This is a genomic window from Dokdonia sp. LLG6352-1 (genome assembly GCF_045055815.1).
Classification (GTDB): Bacteria; Bacteroidota; Bacteroidia; order Flavobacteriales; family Flavobacteriaceae; genus Dokdonia; species Dokdonia donghaensis.
On the sequence record NZ_CP159329.1, the window covers coordinates 2,737,244 to 2,752,478 of the forward strand.

Annotated in this window: 13 protein-coding genes; all 13 read right to left on the bottom strand. The window is 33.5% G+C overall.

Annotation, left to right across the window (positions count from 1 at the left end):
* Nucleotides 1-10: 10 nt before the first annotated feature.
* The 13 genes from ABVM49_RS12245 to ABVM49_RS12305 all read right to left on the bottom strand — a co-directional run bounded on the left by ABVM49_RS12245 (nucleotide 11) and on the right by ABVM49_RS12305 (nucleotide 15,227).
* Nucleotides 11-544 (bottom strand): sugar transferase, encoded by a 534-nt coding sequence (locus tag ABVM49_RS12245; RefSeq protein ID WP_405202181.1) that lies wholly within the window; start codon nucleotides 542-544, stop codon nucleotides 11-13.
* Complete coding sequence (locus ABVM49_RS12250; protein WP_405202182.1) at nucleotides 537-1,130, bottom strand: acetyltransferase; 594 nt, start codon at nucleotides 1,128-1,130, stop codon at nucleotides 537-539. The genes ABVM49_RS12245 and ABVM49_RS12250 overlap by 8 nt, the downstream gene beginning before the upstream one ends.
* Nucleotides 1,130-1,729 (bottom strand): sugar transferase, encoded by a 600-nt coding sequence (locus ABVM49_RS12255; protein ID WP_405203679.1) that lies wholly within the window; start codon nucleotides 1,727-1,729, stop codon nucleotides 1,130-1,132. The genes ABVM49_RS12250 and ABVM49_RS12255 overlap by 1 nt, the downstream gene beginning before the upstream one ends.
* Nucleotides 1,729-2,967, bottom strand: coding sequence for a glycosyltransferase family 4 protein (locus ABVM49_RS12260; RefSeq protein ID WP_405202183.1), 1,239 nt, complete (start codon nucleotides 2,965-2,967; stop codon nucleotides 1,729-1,731). Before ABVM49_RS12260 ends, ABVM49_RS12255 begins: the two co-directional genes overlap by 1 nt.
* Nucleotides 2,968-4,842, bottom strand: coding sequence for an alginate lyase family protein (locus ABVM49_RS12265; RefSeq protein ID WP_405202184.1), 1,875 nt, complete (start codon nucleotides 4,840-4,842; stop codon nucleotides 2,968-2,970). It abuts the gene before it with no gap.
* On the bottom strand, nucleotides 4,832-6,952 hold the full coding sequence (locus ABVM49_RS12270) for a bi-domain-containing oxidoreductase (protein WP_405202185.1): 2,121 nt from the start codon (nucleotides 6,950-6,952) through the stop codon (nucleotides 4,832-4,834). The genes ABVM49_RS12265 and ABVM49_RS12270 overlap by 11 nt, the downstream gene beginning before the upstream one ends.
* Entirely contained in the window at nucleotides 6,949-7,950 is a 1,002-nt protein-coding gene (locus ABVM49_RS12275; protein WP_405202186.1) for a hypothetical protein, read from the bottom strand. The genes ABVM49_RS12270 and ABVM49_RS12275 overlap by 4 nt, the downstream gene beginning before the upstream one ends.
* The gene (locus ABVM49_RS12280; RefSeq protein WP_405202187.1) at nucleotides 7,935-9,173 is read right to left on the bottom strand and encodes a hypothetical protein; all 1,239 of its coding nucleotides are present in this window, start codon (nucleotides 9,171-9,173) and stop codon (nucleotides 7,935-7,937) included. The genes ABVM49_RS12275 and ABVM49_RS12280 overlap by 16 nt, the downstream gene beginning before the upstream one ends.
* Nucleotides 9,170-10,405, bottom strand: a complete 1,236-nt coding sequence (locus ABVM49_RS12285; protein ID WP_405202188.1) for a lipopolysaccharide biosynthesis protein — start codon at nucleotides 10,403-10,405, stop codon at nucleotides 9,170-9,172. The genes ABVM49_RS12280 and ABVM49_RS12285 overlap by 4 nt, the downstream gene beginning before the upstream one ends.
* Nucleotides 10,406-10,412: 7 nt before the next feature.
* Nucleotides 10,413-11,624, bottom strand: a complete 1,212-nt coding sequence (gene wecC, locus ABVM49_RS12290; RefSeq protein ID WP_405202189.1) for a UDP-N-acetyl-D-mannosamine dehydrogenase — start codon at nucleotides 11,622-11,624, stop codon at nucleotides 10,413-10,415.
* Nucleotides 11,621-12,739: a non-hydrolyzing UDP-N-acetylglucosamine 2-epimerase gene (gene wecB / locus ABVM49_RS12295; protein ID WP_405202190.1), complete on the bottom strand. Its 1,119-nt coding sequence runs from the start codon at nucleotides 12,737-12,739 to the stop codon at nucleotides 11,621-11,623. The genes wecC and wecB overlap by 4 nt, the downstream gene beginning before the upstream one ends.
* Before the next feature lie 3 nt (nucleotides 12,740-12,742).
* Entirely contained in the window at nucleotides 12,743-14,137 is a 1,395-nt protein-coding gene (locus tag ABVM49_RS12300) for a UDP-glucose 6-dehydrogenase (RefSeq protein ID WP_405202191.1), read from the bottom strand.
* Nucleotides 14,138-14,219: 82 nt separating this feature from the next.
* Complete coding sequence (locus ABVM49_RS12305; protein ID WP_405202192.1) at nucleotides 14,220-15,227, bottom strand: NAD-dependent epimerase/dehydratase family protein; 1,008 nt, start codon at nucleotides 15,225-15,227, stop codon at nucleotides 14,220-14,222.
* Nucleotides 15,228-15,235 lie beyond the last annotated feature (8 nt).

Consider the following 15,235-nt stretch of genomic DNA (forward strand, 5'->3'; position numbering starts at 1 on the left):
CAAATATAGTTCAGAAAAAGAGAGATTTAATCGTTAAAACAATGATATTTATATCGTACCAAAAACTTCGTTTTTCAAGATAATCTAGATTCATCTTAACTTTATCTGGAAAAATAATTTCAGTATTAAATTTACTAGGGTTTACTTGCCGTGCTAAGAGAGCCTCTTCATTGCGATATTTAATAGCTGCTAAGCTAGTAAGACCAGGCTTTAACAAAAGAACACCCCTATCCTTACCTATGAGCTTGTCATAATAACCAGGTATATCTGGTCTTGGACCTACAAAAGACATATCTCCTTTTAAGATATTAAAGAGCTGAGGAAGTTCATCAATTTTATATTTCCTAAGAAATTTTCCTAAAAAGGTTACACGTCCATCTTTCATCGTTTTTATTTTATAAATAGTAAAGTATTTTCCAAACCTACCTACACGAGTTTGTTTAAAAATAGAAACGTAAGGAGTAATTAAAATAATCACCCAAAGAGGAATCAAAAGAACAATTAAAACTAGTGATATAATAAAATCAAATAGTATTTTAATCAATTGCTAAAGTTTTTATTATTCTAGCGGGATTCCCCACTACCACAGTGAAATCGGGAATATTCCTTATAACTACTGCACCGGCCCCCACTACAGACCATTTACCTATTGTAATACCTGGTATAACAGATGCTCCTGCTCCAATATGAGCCCCAACTCCTACATTAACACCACCACTCAAAGTAGCATTAGGTGAAATGTGTGCGTAGTCATTAATTATACAATCGTGCTCAATAACCGATGCTGAGTTTATTATGCAGTGTTCACCTATGAAGTTACACTCATTAATAACAACACCCGGCATAATAACCGTACCGCTTCCGATGTCATTTTCAACAGAGACAATCGCGCTTTTATGAATTAATGCATTATGCCATTTGTGAGTATGTGATTCGGCTATTTTCTTTCTAATATTATTATTACCTATTCCGATGATTATTTCATCAAATGTACCTAATTCGCGTACTGGCACATTCAAAAATGATTCTTTTTCATAATTATCATCTATAAATCCGTCGACTATAATATTTAAACTATCTGCTATAGCTTTTATAGCCTTACCGTGACCACTAGCTCCGTATATTACCATTAACCCTCAAATTTTTTAGTTGTAACTTCGCCCTCGGCAGTAATTCCCTCAGATTTAAATACCTTCATCACAGTCATAAACAAAATCTTAATGTCAAGTAGCATATTTTGATTACTTACATACCAAACGTCATAATCAAATTTTTTCTCCCAACTTATTGCGTTGCGTCCATTTACTTGTGCCCATCCTGTTATACCTGGTTTCACCTCTAATCGTTTTGTTTGATGACTGTTATAGAGTTTTAAATATTCAACTAATAACGGCCTAGGTCCTACAAAACTCATATCGCCTTTTATCACATTAAAAAGTTGCGGCAACTCATCTAAAGAGGTTTTTCTTACTATCTGACCTATTTTTGTAATACGTTCTTTATCACTTAGTAATTCCCCATTCTCGTTTTTCTTATCATTCATTGTTTTGAATTTAAAGATTTTGAAAATTTTTCCATTTTTGCCTGGTCTCATTTGCGTAAAAAATGGATTTCCAGAATTTACAACTATTAAAAGAATGCAAACTATAAGAAAAACAGGGAGAAATAAAATAAAGACGATACTTGCAGTAAGTACATCGGCTACTGGTTTAATCACAAGTCTATACATCACTTTACAATTAATTTCATATGATTGAGGTACTTCTGTGCTAGTACTGACCTGTCAAAATGCAATAAAGCATACTCATAACCATTTTCTCCCATTTCTGTCAATCTTAAAGGATTATTCATAATATCCTTAATACCATCTGCAATTGCTAAACCATTTTCTGGTTCAACATAAATACCACATTCTGCTTGCTCTACAAGCTCTCTACTCACACCATCTATAGCGAGTAGCGTTGGTATTTTACAAGACATATAATCAAATGTCTTATTAGAATATATTGTTTTAAAAGTATCGACTTTCTTTAAAACGGATGCGCCCATATCAGAAGATAAAATGTATTTAAACACTTCAGCCTTTGCTATAGGATCTCTAAAAATAACATTATCTAGATTGCGCTTTAGCTTCTCGGTCATTAACATTTCTTTTTCCATTCCTGAACCTATAAGCTGGAAAATAACATTAGTGTTTTTTAAATACTCTGCCGCATCGAGAAGCTGGATCAAATGGTTTGCAACGCCGTGTGCTCCTACATACGTTATGACAAATTTGTCGCTAAGCCCAATATCATTTTTAAATTTTTTATAATCAAAATCCTTTCTCACCTCACTTGCTAGAGTAAAATCGGCAGCATTAGGGATAAGAATAACCTTTTCCTTCTGAACCCCCTTTTCTATTAATTTTGTTTTGAAAGCTGGTGTTAACACATTTATTAATTTTGCTTTTTTGTACATCAACCCTTCAAACCAATAAGCAAATTTTATTATAACCTTGTTCTTTAAAACTCCGGTATCTATTGCGCTCTCTGGCCATAAATCACGAACTTCAAAAACAAAAGGAACACCTTTTAATAGAGATAGCGCATATGCTGTGATCCCAACGAATAATGGCGGAGAAGTCACCAAAATAATATCAAATTTTCCATTTACTTTAAAAATACCTGCATATATACTACTAAATACAAATGAAAAATAGGCCCAAAGTCGACCTATAAAACTAGCATTATAACTTTCTGAAACGTGACATCTCACTACATCCACGTTGTTATAAAATTGTGAGTCTTTAAAAGTAAACTTCCCTTTATAACGAGGCATTTTCTTTCCTGTATTATAATGTACCATTCCCGAGAGCACGGTTATTTCGTGCCCTTGAGCAGCCCAAGATTTTGACATCTCATTAAACCTAGAACCACCTCCGTCATTTTTTTCTAAAAAATATTGGTGTATGAGTAAAATACGCATTTAAGTATGTATTATAATTTGTGTGTGAATTAAATTGGTCGGTGTTGAAAAACTAATGGAAATCGACTTTTCTTTAAGTCCATAATACCCCGAATACCAATTGCTTTCTACCTTAGGCAGTAACTCATTACCATTATTATCTTTAGCAATAAAAGATATTTTACCCTTAAACCTCGGGTTGATATGCCAGTGTTGAGACATTATGGAATCTTTGTTTTTATTTGTTGTATCAATCACATTCCAGCTTAATGTTTTGGGTGATTTTTCTACAACTCGGCTGTGAGTTATACCTCCTAAATGTCTATAAGCATTTATAGACCCTCTAAATGTATAATTTTGATCCTTCTTAAGTGTCGCTTGAGCTTCCTTAATCCATTTAAACCATATAAAACGTCCTCCTTTAAGCATTTGATCTTTATGATCTATACTTACCGTGTTATGCCCTGCCGTACCTGTAAAGTGCTTTATAAGATTTAAATCAGTATTATATTTATAACTCCCACTGTCCCAAAGGTAATTCTCACCATTTACCCATAGGTCCAGATGTAGATTATCTGCTTGAGCAGGTCTATCTTTATAAGCACCACAACGTATGAACGTTTTTACATCGGGTTCATTAATTATATAATATCCTCCAATATCAAAACTACTTATAGCCATTTGGTTTCTCTCTACAATACTCGCATTTTTAAGTCCATACCACTCAAAACTCTCAGATTTTACAACTGCAGTGCCTTGTAGAGACATACGTAAATCATCAAGTTGGCTTGTATAATTACGATAATCTAAATCTGTTAACTTAAAGAACAATGCGCCGTCATTACTACCATAATTAGGCAAAGTGCCAGAACTTTTGTCTAAACAAGCATCTAAAAAGTCTAAAGACTTTTGCGCTTTAACATATACAAATTGAGCAAATCTCTCATTGTTTAAATCTGCAAGTCTTATTCCCCAAGTGAGTAATTGTATAACTACCCTATGATAATTCATAGAATACTGTAAAAAAGTACCGTCATCATAAATTTGATAATCTACTTCTTGTTCAAACCATTGTTTGCCTTTTTTACTCCACGCTTTTGTTTCGGGAATAAAAGGAAATAGTAAGTGAGAAAGGTAGAGTGTTAAAGTTTCCGTTATAGCGTGATTATTTCTAACCGCGATTCTTGAAAAATTAATGTTATGGTATACGTGATGAAGTTGCCAGTAAATCGCATTCATTACCTTACTAAATAATTCTTCTGTAAGGTGTTCACTATGTTTATAATAGTGTAGAGCAAAAGACCAGTTAAGTATACGTAAGCTTATCTCTTGACTACACTTATATTGTGGGCCTAAATTTATAGGGTTCTTATCTATAAAATCTTCTATTTCACTTAGAACATAAGCCGCTTGATCAGATTCAAAATGATAATCATATCTTATGATATCATATAAAAATGAGAATCGAGCTTTTTCCCAAACAAATTTTATATCACCAGCTTCTGTAGATAAATCTGGTATCTGAGACCAATGTTTTGTAGCATCATAAATAAATCCAGAATCTGGATTCTTAAACCATTGATTATCTTCTTCTAATTGAATTTTCCGATTACTAAAAAAAGTGATGATATTTTTTTTGCTTTCGCGAAAGCGTGATTCTAATATCTCAGTTGGTTCTTTTTCTAACTGTAAATCATACTTTGAGTCAAAAAAGAATGGGATATTTTTTTCTACCCACTCCTTTTTAGAAATAAATTTTTTAGCCTTTGGTGCACTTGGGAATTTCTTTTTGAAAATCCCAGTTTTCACCTGGAAAGTATGCCATACTCTAAAAAGAATATAGCGTAAACCCATATTCTTTATAAAATCAAAAATAAGACTAGGTTTATTTAACATCTATCCACTTCCCTTCTTTAAGACTTTCTATAGCAGCAAATGAAGCCATTGTGGTATTTACAAGTGAGTCCATTGGTATTAATGCTTCCCCACCTTCATTTACGTGTTTTACAAATAATGAGAATTGATTTTTATGTCCTTTATCCATTTTAGACTTCATACCTTTAAAATTCTTGAAGCCATATGCTTTTAATTTACGCCAGTTATCAAGGGTGAGTGTACGTTCTTGACTATACACTTCTACACGCTCTTTTGAATAGCTCTTACTTCCATTTGCAAAATAATTTACTACCCCATTTGAGCCATTCTCATACTTTAATAAAAGTGTAGCATTATCTGTATTTTCTTCAGGATTTATACCCATCGCAGTCATACAAACACTTTTAACCTTACTACCTGTTAAAAATGATATTAAATCAATAAAATGACAAGCTTCTCCTATAATACGCCCGCCACCTATTTTGAGATCGTGTATCCATACATTAGAGGGTATCATACCAGCATTCATAGTAGCTACAATATTTACTGGGGTGTCACCTCCCCCTAGCACTTCTTTCATTTTTATAGCAAAAGGAGAGAATCTTCTATTAAAACCTACCGTAACAGAGTTATTAGTCTTGTTATAAGCACCTATTATTTTATCTAGCTCTACCTGGTTAAGTGCTAATGGTTTTTCTACAAACACATTTTTACTTGCCTCAAGTGCTTCCACAACCATAGACGCGTGTAAATTATGTCTGGTAGTTATCATTACAGTGTTAATGTCGTTTTCTTTTAAAACTTCACTATAATCTGTAGCGCTTTTTGCAATTCCAAACTTCTTTGCAAGTGTAGTTCCGGAAAGACCACCAGAGCTTACAATCTGCTGTAAATTTGCATCGATTCCCTTCATCGCAGGGAGCATTGTCATTTTTGTAAAATTACCTGCTCCTACAATAGCGATACCGTTTGCTGAGCCACTTTTTGAATTTGTATCAAAAGTTATTGTATTACTGTACACGGCTTCATTTCCATAATTTAATATGGAAGCGATAGACTTTGAGCTTCCTATCTCACCATAAATATCCTTGTAATTCTCAAGATCTATGACCTCGGTAATCATAGGGTCTACTTCTATATATTGTTTTGAAATAGCATTGAGCATTGTTTCAAAATTGCGTTGCTCTGTCCACCTAACAAATGGAAGTGGATAATCTTGCCCTCTGTTTTCATAATTTTCATCATATCTACCCGGGCCATAAGAACAAGATACTTGAAAAGTTAGTTCTTTCTCATAAAATTCTGCACGACTTAAATCTAGACCGATAACCCCTACTAACACTATGCGACCTCGTTTACGAGACATTTGAGCTGCTTGTGAGATTACCTCATTACTTTTTGTAGAAGCTGTGATAATTACACCATCTGCTCCTACATCACCCGTTAGACTCATTACAGTTTTTACAGGATCATCTCCTTTTGCAGGATTAATAGTAGTGATGCCCCACTGATGAGCTAGATCTAACTTAGATTGATCAAAGTCAATTCCTATAACATTACATCCATTTGCTTTAAGTAGTTGTGCTGTAAGGAGGCCTATAAGACCTAAGCCAGTTACAACAACGGTCTCTCCAAGTGTTGGATTTAAAAGTCTCAAGCCTTGTAAACCTATACTACCTATTACTGTAAAACAAGCTTGTTCATCTGTTACATTATCAGGTATAAGAGCCACTAGGTTTTTAGGAACCGAAACAAACTCTGCGTGACCTCCATTAGACGCAACACGATCTCCTACACTAAATTCAGATACTCCTTCTCCTACTGCAATTACTTTACCCACGTTGCAATAACCCAGTGGTAAAGGCTCGCCTAGTTTATTAAAAACAGTTTCAACAGTAGGAAGTAAACCGTCTGTTTTAATCTTATCAAGAACCATTTTTACCTTATCCGGCTGCTGTCTTGCCTTGGATATTAAATTAGATTTTCCAAATTCTACAAGCATACGCTCTGTACCTAGAGAAACTAATGATTTTGTAGTTTGTATAAGTACCTGCCCACGTTTTACTTTTGGGGCTGGCAATTCTTCTAAAATTGTTTCTCCTGTTTTAAAGGACTGTATAATTTGTTTCATAGTTTTTCTAATATTTTAATCCATTCTCCATCTGAATATGACTTGGAAGTATAAACTTTATCGATATTCTGTAAAAATAGCTCTTTAAATTCATCCTCAGTATTGAATAAAATCAAATTGCTGGGTTGATGAAATTTGTAATAAAAATCTACAGCATATTGAGCACCAAATACAAATGTAGGCTTACCAGTCTCCAAAAATTCAAAAATGGGTAGTCCAACAGTTTCAGAAAGAGATGTGAATATTAAAAATTTAGCCTTTGAGTATAAATAATAAAGTTGCTCTCTTGAAACTTGACCTATTTCAAAAATACTTTCAAGATTTGTTAGCGAACTTGCATTTTTTGTAAGAATTATATTTTTGATATTTTTCTGATGAAAAAAATGATTGATTTTGGATAAAAATGATAAATTTTTATGATCAGTATCATATGCTATAGGAATAAGTCCAAATTCTTCAATATCAAAATCGATAGGATAGTTAGGTAATTTAAAGGTATTCTCTTCCAATTTTTCTTTTATGAATCCAGGCCATACTATTAACGCTCTATCACCAATGCGTGTATCAAATTTTATAAATAAATCCCTAACAGTCTTTGTTTGTACTATGAACAAACTTCGAGAATTAATGTATCTAATTGTAAACCTATATAGAGATAATTTCAGATCTTTATAAGACCTGTCGAACATTTTTAATTGATGAAAATAAGTCATACTACTACTAGAGTAGAATATGGTATTAACATTATTAAAACTTAATACCTTTCTCGAACTAAATACTAATTGATAAAAACCTATGCCTATTACGGAGAAAATATAAGTAAATATTCCACAGGTACTTAAACGAATACTTTTCAATTGATCTATTTCATAAGACTGAGGAGCAAGTAACAAAAAATCCTTCCTTCTATTATGAGGAATCGACTCAAGAAATGTTCTTAAAATTGTAAGTGCACCACCACTTTTTGCAGCTGTGGCATTAATTATAATCTTTGCCATTCATTAGTATATTTTTTATTTTCTAAATATTTATCATAGGCAAAAGCCATACCTATGATAATCCAATGTAATATTGAAATTAAACTTGCTGCTACACTAGAAATTACACAAATTTGAATTGCAGAAATCCATAAAGCAAGAGACAGGCCATTTTCAAAAGATTTTTTTCTAAAAAAAGATTTTATCGACTTAAATATTACCAATAAATATAACGATGCCAGAACAAATAAACCTAAAATTCCATAACGTACATAATAAGCTACATAAGTTAAATGTAAATGGGCTTTTATTCTAGATTGCATTTGATCAAAATATACAAAACCGTTACCGTAGCCTAAAATTTGATGGACACCTGTATTTTTATTTATTTTTGCTAGGGCGGATTGAGCCTCTAAATCACGACCCTCACCTTTTTTACTATCTAGCCTGAATCCTTCATCATTTAATAATGTTGTTTGAAATCTGTAAGCGACATTATCTAATTGTTTGATAACATTATCAAAAAAATTAGATGGAACAAACACATTCATTAATAAAAGAAGCACACCACCTAAAACACTAATTCTTAGAATTTTCCCAACATTTTTAATCTTAAAAGCATATAAAACTATAATTATTGAGGAAAAAATCATAACTCCTATAGATGATCTCATACCAGATGTCAAGTATGCGATAATACAGAAAAACAGAAGTATAAAGAGACCAATTTTAATTGAAAATTTATTAAAAATTTTTGAATTAAAAGCTAAAAAAAGAAGAGCCGGATACAGATTTGTAGTGCCTATTGATGTCCTTCCAAAATGTCCCCCAAATCTTAGAGCGAAAAACATCAAAACATCCGCCGCAATGAAAAAAATAACAATATGAACTATTGAGAATTTACTTAAATAGACAAAAGCTGAACGAAAACCTATATAGGCTGAAAACGAAAGAAATGAGTATTGAATGCATTTATAAAAACTATTATCTCCTAAAATTGTATAGACTAAACCTAAAATGGTTCCATAAAAAAACAAGAAGAATAAAAGATTTGAAAAATATATTGTTTTCACTTTTATCCCTTTAGTTATTATTAAACAGCACGCTAAAAATATAGTAACACTTTGCAGCTGAATAAACATACCTTTAGAAAAAATTAAAGCAATAAAAGGAATTAATATTATTAAAGCCCATTGCTGGCCTTCTAAATTTAAAGGCCTTATTTTTTTTGATACTGACTTCATTTATTCTTTGTCTTAATAATAAAAATTACAAATGATAAAATAAATTGCACACAAAAAGTAATACCAGAAAATAAAATCATCCCCTCTAAACCATAAGTATCTCCAAGAACGAAATTTAGTAGAAGATTTACTCCTAAAGCTATTAAGCTTATGATAGGTTGAATTCTCAATATAGAGACAGAAGTCAAAGCATAGCCTTGTGCCGATGCTAAATATACAAATAAAGAAGAAGCCATTATATAAGGAAAAAGGTGACTAAAGGAAGATATTTTTGACGAAAAGAATATCTCAATAAATACTTTTCCAAAAGGTACACTTACAACTGAAAGAGTCAATCCGAGAATTAAAGTGCAAAGGAGATATAGATAATGAGTATTTCTTAGTTTCTGAAAATTTTTATTTTGAAACATAATAGCCATTTTCGGTAAGAGAAGTTGCCCAAATGTTGAGACAAAGAGAGTTCCTAAAACTATAAGATATGACATTGAAGAAAATGCACCTTGAACTTCTATTCCATAGTAATAATCCACGAAATATTTCGACATATTAAAATTCATTGATACTACAAATAAAGTCGCTCCTAAAGGAATTCCTTTTTTTATCAACGAAAAAAGATTTTCACTTGAAACTAAAATTATTGGAGATTTAATATACAGACGCCTAATCAATTTTAAATCATAAAAAAAAGCTGCAATAACTTTAAATAAAATAATTAAACAAAAAGAAGCAGTTAAACTTTCAAGAAAAATCAACCCAATGGCTGTACCCAATATAGCTGCCCCTCCACGAAGAAAAGTCGATTTAGATATTCTAATATAATCTTGATAAAAGTGCATCTGAGCATTAAAAATGTCAATAATTGCATCAAGAGCGTAATTTGCAAAAATAAGCCAAAATAATACCCTAGATATTCCATCTTCCGTAAAAAATAAACCTATTATTCCGCCAATTATTAGAACAATAGAACTTAAAAAAACTCTTACTGAAAAATATTCATTAAATTTAAACAACTCACTCCTATCTGTAACAACTAGTTGGCGTAATTGTAGGTTGAAAAATTGAAATAAAGGATTACTAATTGCTAATATTAATGTATAAAGACCTATCTCTTCTAGTTCTAAATATTTAGTAATCAGTGAAAGTTGTCCCCAATTACAAAGTGCTAAAAAAACGCTACTAATAAAAATACTAGAAGCGTTTATCGAATTCCGAAATTTATAACTAAAAGTCATATTGCATCTATCTATTAACCCCACAAAAATCCAAGACAATCTTACCTGAATCTTTAGGTAATTCTTGGAATTCGTTGTGATTTACGAGATATACTACAATATCAGCTTTCGCAAAAGCATCTTTATAATCTGTTAGTTTAAATACCTTGTGCTCCTCAATGTTTGGCTCTACAATATAGTATTCTTCATCATTTGCATCTTGGAGCACCTTTTGAGCTATATACTTTGCCGGTGACTCTCTTAAGTCGTCAATATTAGGCTTAAAAGCGAGGCCCATTATCGCAATTTTAGGAAGCTTACCGTGATCTAACCTAAATTGAAGTTTTGCATTCTTAACCTGCTCAGCACACCAGAATGACTTATAATTGTTAATTTCTCTTGCTTTCCCAATAATTTGAGATTCCATTGGGAAATCTGCAACTATGAAGTATGGGTCTACCGCTATACAGTGTCCTCCTACCCCACATCCAGGCTGTAATATGTTTACTCTAGGATGCTTATTTGCTAAATTAATAAGTTCCCAAACATTAATATCTGCTTTCGCACAAATAAGAGATAGCTCATTTGCAAACGCTATTTGTACATCTCTTGAAGAATTTTCTACTAGTTTACACATTTCTGCTGTACGAGCATTTGTAGCGTGTAATTCTCCTTTTACGTGTGCTTTATAAAAAGCAAGAGCTTTCTCTGTACTTTTATCATCTACCCCCCCTATAACACGATCATTATAAACTAACTCGTGCATCACATTACCTGGCAGTACTCGCTCTGGACAATATGCAATATGTAATTTGCCCTTAAGTTCAGGTCGCTCAATATATATGAGATCCATCATTTTTTCCGTAGTGCCTATAGGTGAAGTAGATTCTATAATGTATAAATCACCTTCTTTTAATAACGGGAGTATACCACGAGTAGCAGCCTCTACAAACGAGATATCTGGTTCATTTTTATCCTTAAATGGAGTAGGAACTACTATTAAATAATTATTTGCTTCTACAGCTGTGGTAGATGCTTTTAAAAAGCCATCTTTTACAGCTCCTGCCACAGCTACATCAAGTGCAGGTTCAACAATATGTATCTTACCCTGATTAATTGTATCAACCACAGATTGATTTATATCTACTCCGTGTACGTATACTCCATTTGAGGCTATAAGTGCTGCCGTAGGAAGCCCTATATACCCTAAACCTATCATTACTACTTCTGGTTGTCTCATAATTGTGCTATAAATTGTACTATTTTTTTACAAGCATTACCGTCTCCATATGGGTTATGAAGTTTGCTCATATTCATAAATCTTTCTTCGTTTTCTAAAAGATCAATTGTTTCTTTTACTATAAGTTCCTTATCCGTACCAACAAGAATAACAGTTCCTGCGGCAACAGCCTCTGGTCTCTCTGTGGTATCACGCATTACAAGCACGGGCTTTCCTAAGCTTGGTGCTTCTTCTTGAACACCACCACTATCTGTAATGATTAACTTTGACCTATTCATCATCCAAATAAAATCTTGATAAGCTAATGGGTCAATTAAATGGATGTTCGAAACCTCACTTAAAATCCTCTTGACAGGTTCCTGAACCTTTGGGTTAAGGTGTACAGGGTACACAATCTCCATTTCCGGTTTTTTTAAAGCAATTTCTTTTAAAGCTTCACAAATCCTTATAAAACCATCACCGTGATTTTCTCTTCGGTGACCTGTTACTAAAATCATTTCTTTGTCACCTAGTTGTCCCGATAATTTTTTAATGAGTTCACTAGGGTCTTCTTTTACTTTTGAAACGCTATCTACTAGCGCATCTATAACAGTATTACCCGTAACTAAGATCAAGTTTTCTTGAACATTTTCTAAAAGTAAATTATCCTTAGAAGTTGATGTAGGAGCAAAGTGAAAATCTGCTATTCTTCCTGTAACTTGCCTGTTAATTTCTTCTGGAAAAGGAGACCACTTATTTTGTGTACGTAGGCCTGCCTCAATATGACAAACCTTAGATTGATTATAAAACGCTGCAATACTTGTTGCCATAGTGGTTGAAGTATCACCGTGCACAAATACATAATCTGGATTAAACGCTTCTAAAACAGGTTTCATTCCTTCGATAATTGCCGCAGTAATAGTGTATAGATTTTGACCAGGCTTCATTAAATTCAAGTCAAAGTCAGGTTGAATTGAAAAAAAGTCTAATACTTGATCTAACATTTCTCTATGCTGTGCCGTAACACAAACTTTAGTTTCAAATATTGCTGTTTGTTGTTGAAATTCTTTTACCAATGGAGCCATTTTTATAGCCTCTGGTCTAGTTCCGAAAACAATGAGTATTTTCTTTTTCATAATTTATCCTTGTCCAATTGTATACATTTCAAAACCAATATCTTCCATTTTTGACGGCGCAAATATAGCCCTTCCATCAAAAATAAAAGCGGGTTTATACATTTTATCATAAATAGTTTTCCAGTCATAACTAACAAACTCATCCCATTCTGTCATAATCGCAATGGCGTGCGCATTATCACAGGCTTCCATAGGGTTATTAACCACTGTAACCAAAGCTCTATTTTCAGCTTCAGAACGCGTGTTTAAATAATCCAGATCTGCTAGAATTCGTTCTTGAGAAACCTTTGGGTCATATATAACTACCTCTGCTTGTTCATTGAGCAAATAATCTGCCACATAAATGGCTGCCGATTCTCTCGTATCATTAGTATCCTTTTTAAATGCCCAACCTAATAATGTAATCTTCTTACCAGAAACGGTGTTAAACAGCGTCTTTACTATCTTTTCTGCAAATCGTCTTTTTTGGTGGTCATTCATAATAATAACCTGCTCCCAGTAATCTGCCACCTCATTAAGTCCATATGATTTTGCGATATAAACGAGGTTTAAGATATCTTTTTGAAAACAAGATCCGCCAAAACCAACGGAAGCCTTTAAAAACTTTGGCCCTATCCTTGAGTCAGTACCTATTGCTCTGGCAACTTCTTGAACATCTGCTCCAGTAACTTCACAAAGCTCAGACATCGCGTTAATAGAAGAAACGCGTTGCGCAAGGAAGGCGTTTGCTGTGAGTTTAGAAAGCTCTGATGACCATACATTTGTTCTTAAGATACGCTCTTCTGGAATCCAATTTGAATAAATGTTTGCAAGAGCTTCGGTAGCTTTTTGACCCCCAGGAGTATCTTCTCCTCCTATAAGCACACGATCTGCATTGAGTAAATCTTGGACAGCAGTACCCTCGGCTAGAAACTCTGGGTTTGATAAAATATCAAAGCGTACACCTTTACCCGTATTGTGAAGTATATTCTGTAATGCTTCGGCAGTACGCACAGGTAGCGTAGATTTTTCTACTACAATTTTATCTGTAGTCGCTACTCTGGCAATCTGGCGAGCACATAATTCTATGTACTTTAGATCTGCTGCCATCCCTTTACCTACTCCATACGTTTTTGTAGGCGTGTTTACAGATATAAAAATAAGCTCTGCTTCATCTATCGCCTTATCTACTTTTGTAGAAAAAAATAGATTTCTCCCTCTAGCTTCTTTTACAACTTCAGCTAGGCCTGGTTCATAAATGGGTAGGTTACTTACATCCTCATCATTCCAAGCGGCGATGCGCTTCTCATTGAGGTCAACTACGGTAACTTTTATATCTGGACATTTTAACGCAATTACAGACATTGTAGGCCCTCCTACATAGCCTGCTCCAATGCAACAAATGTTTTTTATGCTCATATTTTTTAAATTATTGGCAAATCGCAAATATAGCAGTTTGCATACTAATGACAGGGGAATCTTACGCTTTCGCGAAAGCGTACTAATCCTTATAATAGCTTTTATACCATTTTACAAAGGCCGCTATCCCATCTTCTACACTTACAGATGGTTTATAGTTATAATGTTTACGCATAGCCTTTACACTTGCCCAAGTCTGGTTTACATCACCATCTTGCATAGGAAGCATTTCTTTTTTTGCTTTTTTGCCAAGTTCCAGCTCTAAGGCTTCTATAAAGTCTAATAGCTTTACAGGCTTGCTATTACCTATGTTTAAAATTGTATTTCCGGGTTGTACTTCATTCTGAATTACAGCCGTGACGCCAGCAATAATATCTGATATATATGTAAAATCACGTGAGAGATCACCCTCGTTAAAAACCTTAATAGGCTTATTATTTATTATCGCATCTGTAAATAAAAACATTGCCATATCTGGTCTTCCCCAAGGGCCATACACTGTAAAAAAACGTAAACCAACAGCATTTATACCGAATAGATGTGCATAGGTATGCGCCATTAACTCATTAGATTTTTTTGTAGCGGCATAGATACTTATGGGCTCGTCTACAGACTGTTTTTCTGTAAATGGGACGTCTATACTATTGCCGTATACACTAGAGCTACTCGCATAAACAAGTTTTTTTATTTCATTATTACGACAGCATTCTAAGATATTTAAAAAGCCTACAACATTTGTATCTATATATACCTCTGGATTTTCAATAGAATATCTCACACCCGCTTGAGCCGCAAGATTACATACGAGGTCAAAAGACTCTTTTTTAAAAAGCTCAGGCAACGCTTCCCTATCCTCAAGATTCATACGCACAAATTGCAGTGATTTATGCTTGTGGCTTGCCACTGTCAAATTCCCTACTGATGCTTCTGCTTTTGATATACCTAATTGCGATAATCTATCATACTTGAGATTACGGTCGTAATAATCATTAACATTATCAAGAGCCACTACAGTATGTCCTTCCTTGAGCAATTGCTCACAAAGATGATACCCAATAAAACCAGCGCCACCTGTAACAAGAATTTTCATAAACAGTA

Coding starts and splice junctions, on each gene's coding strand:
- ABVM49_RS12250 (WP_405202182.1), bottom strand. CDS start 1,130: ATGGTAATATACGGAGCTAGTGGTCACGGTAAGGCTATAAAAGCTATA.
- ABVM49_RS12255 (WP_405203679.1), bottom strand. CDS start 1,729: ATGTATAGACTTGTGATTAAACCAGTAGCCGATGTACTTACTGCAAGT.
- ABVM49_RS12260 (WP_405202183.1), bottom strand. CDS start 2,967: ATGCGTATTTTACTCATACACCAATATTTTTTAGAAAAAAATGACGGA.
- ABVM49_RS12265 (WP_405202184.1), bottom strand. CDS start 4,842: ATGTTAAATAAACCTAGTCTTATTTTTGATTTTATAAAGAATATGGGT.
- ABVM49_RS12270 (WP_405202185.1), bottom strand. CDS start 6,952: ATGAAACAAATTATACAGTCCTTTAAAACAGGAGAAACAATTTTAGAA.
- ABVM49_RS12275 (WP_405202186.1), bottom strand. CDS start 7,950: ATGGCAAAGATTATAATTAATGCCACAGCTGCAAAAAGTGGTGGTGCA.
- ABVM49_RS12280 (WP_405202187.1), bottom strand. CDS start 9,173: ATGAAGTCAGTATCAAAAAAAATAAGGCCTTTAAATTTAGAAGGCCAG.
- ABVM49_RS12285 (WP_405202188.1), bottom strand. CDS start 10,405: ATGACTTTTAGTTATAAATTTCGGAATTCGATAAACGCTTCTAGTATT.
- wecC (WP_405202189.1), bottom strand. CDS start 11,624: ATGAGACAACCAGAAGTAGTAATGATAGGTTTAGGGTATATAGGGCTT.
- wecB (WP_405202190.1), bottom strand. CDS start 12,739: ATGAAAAAGAAAATACTCATTGTTTTCGGAACTAGACCAGAGGCTATA.
- ABVM49_RS12300 (WP_405202191.1), bottom strand. CDS start 14,137: ATGAGCATAAAAAACATTTGTTGCATTGGAGCAGGCTATGTAGGAGGG.
- ABVM49_RS12305 (WP_405202192.1), bottom strand. CDS start 15,227: ATGAAAATTCTTGTTACAGGTGGCGCTGGTTTTATTGGGTATCATCTT.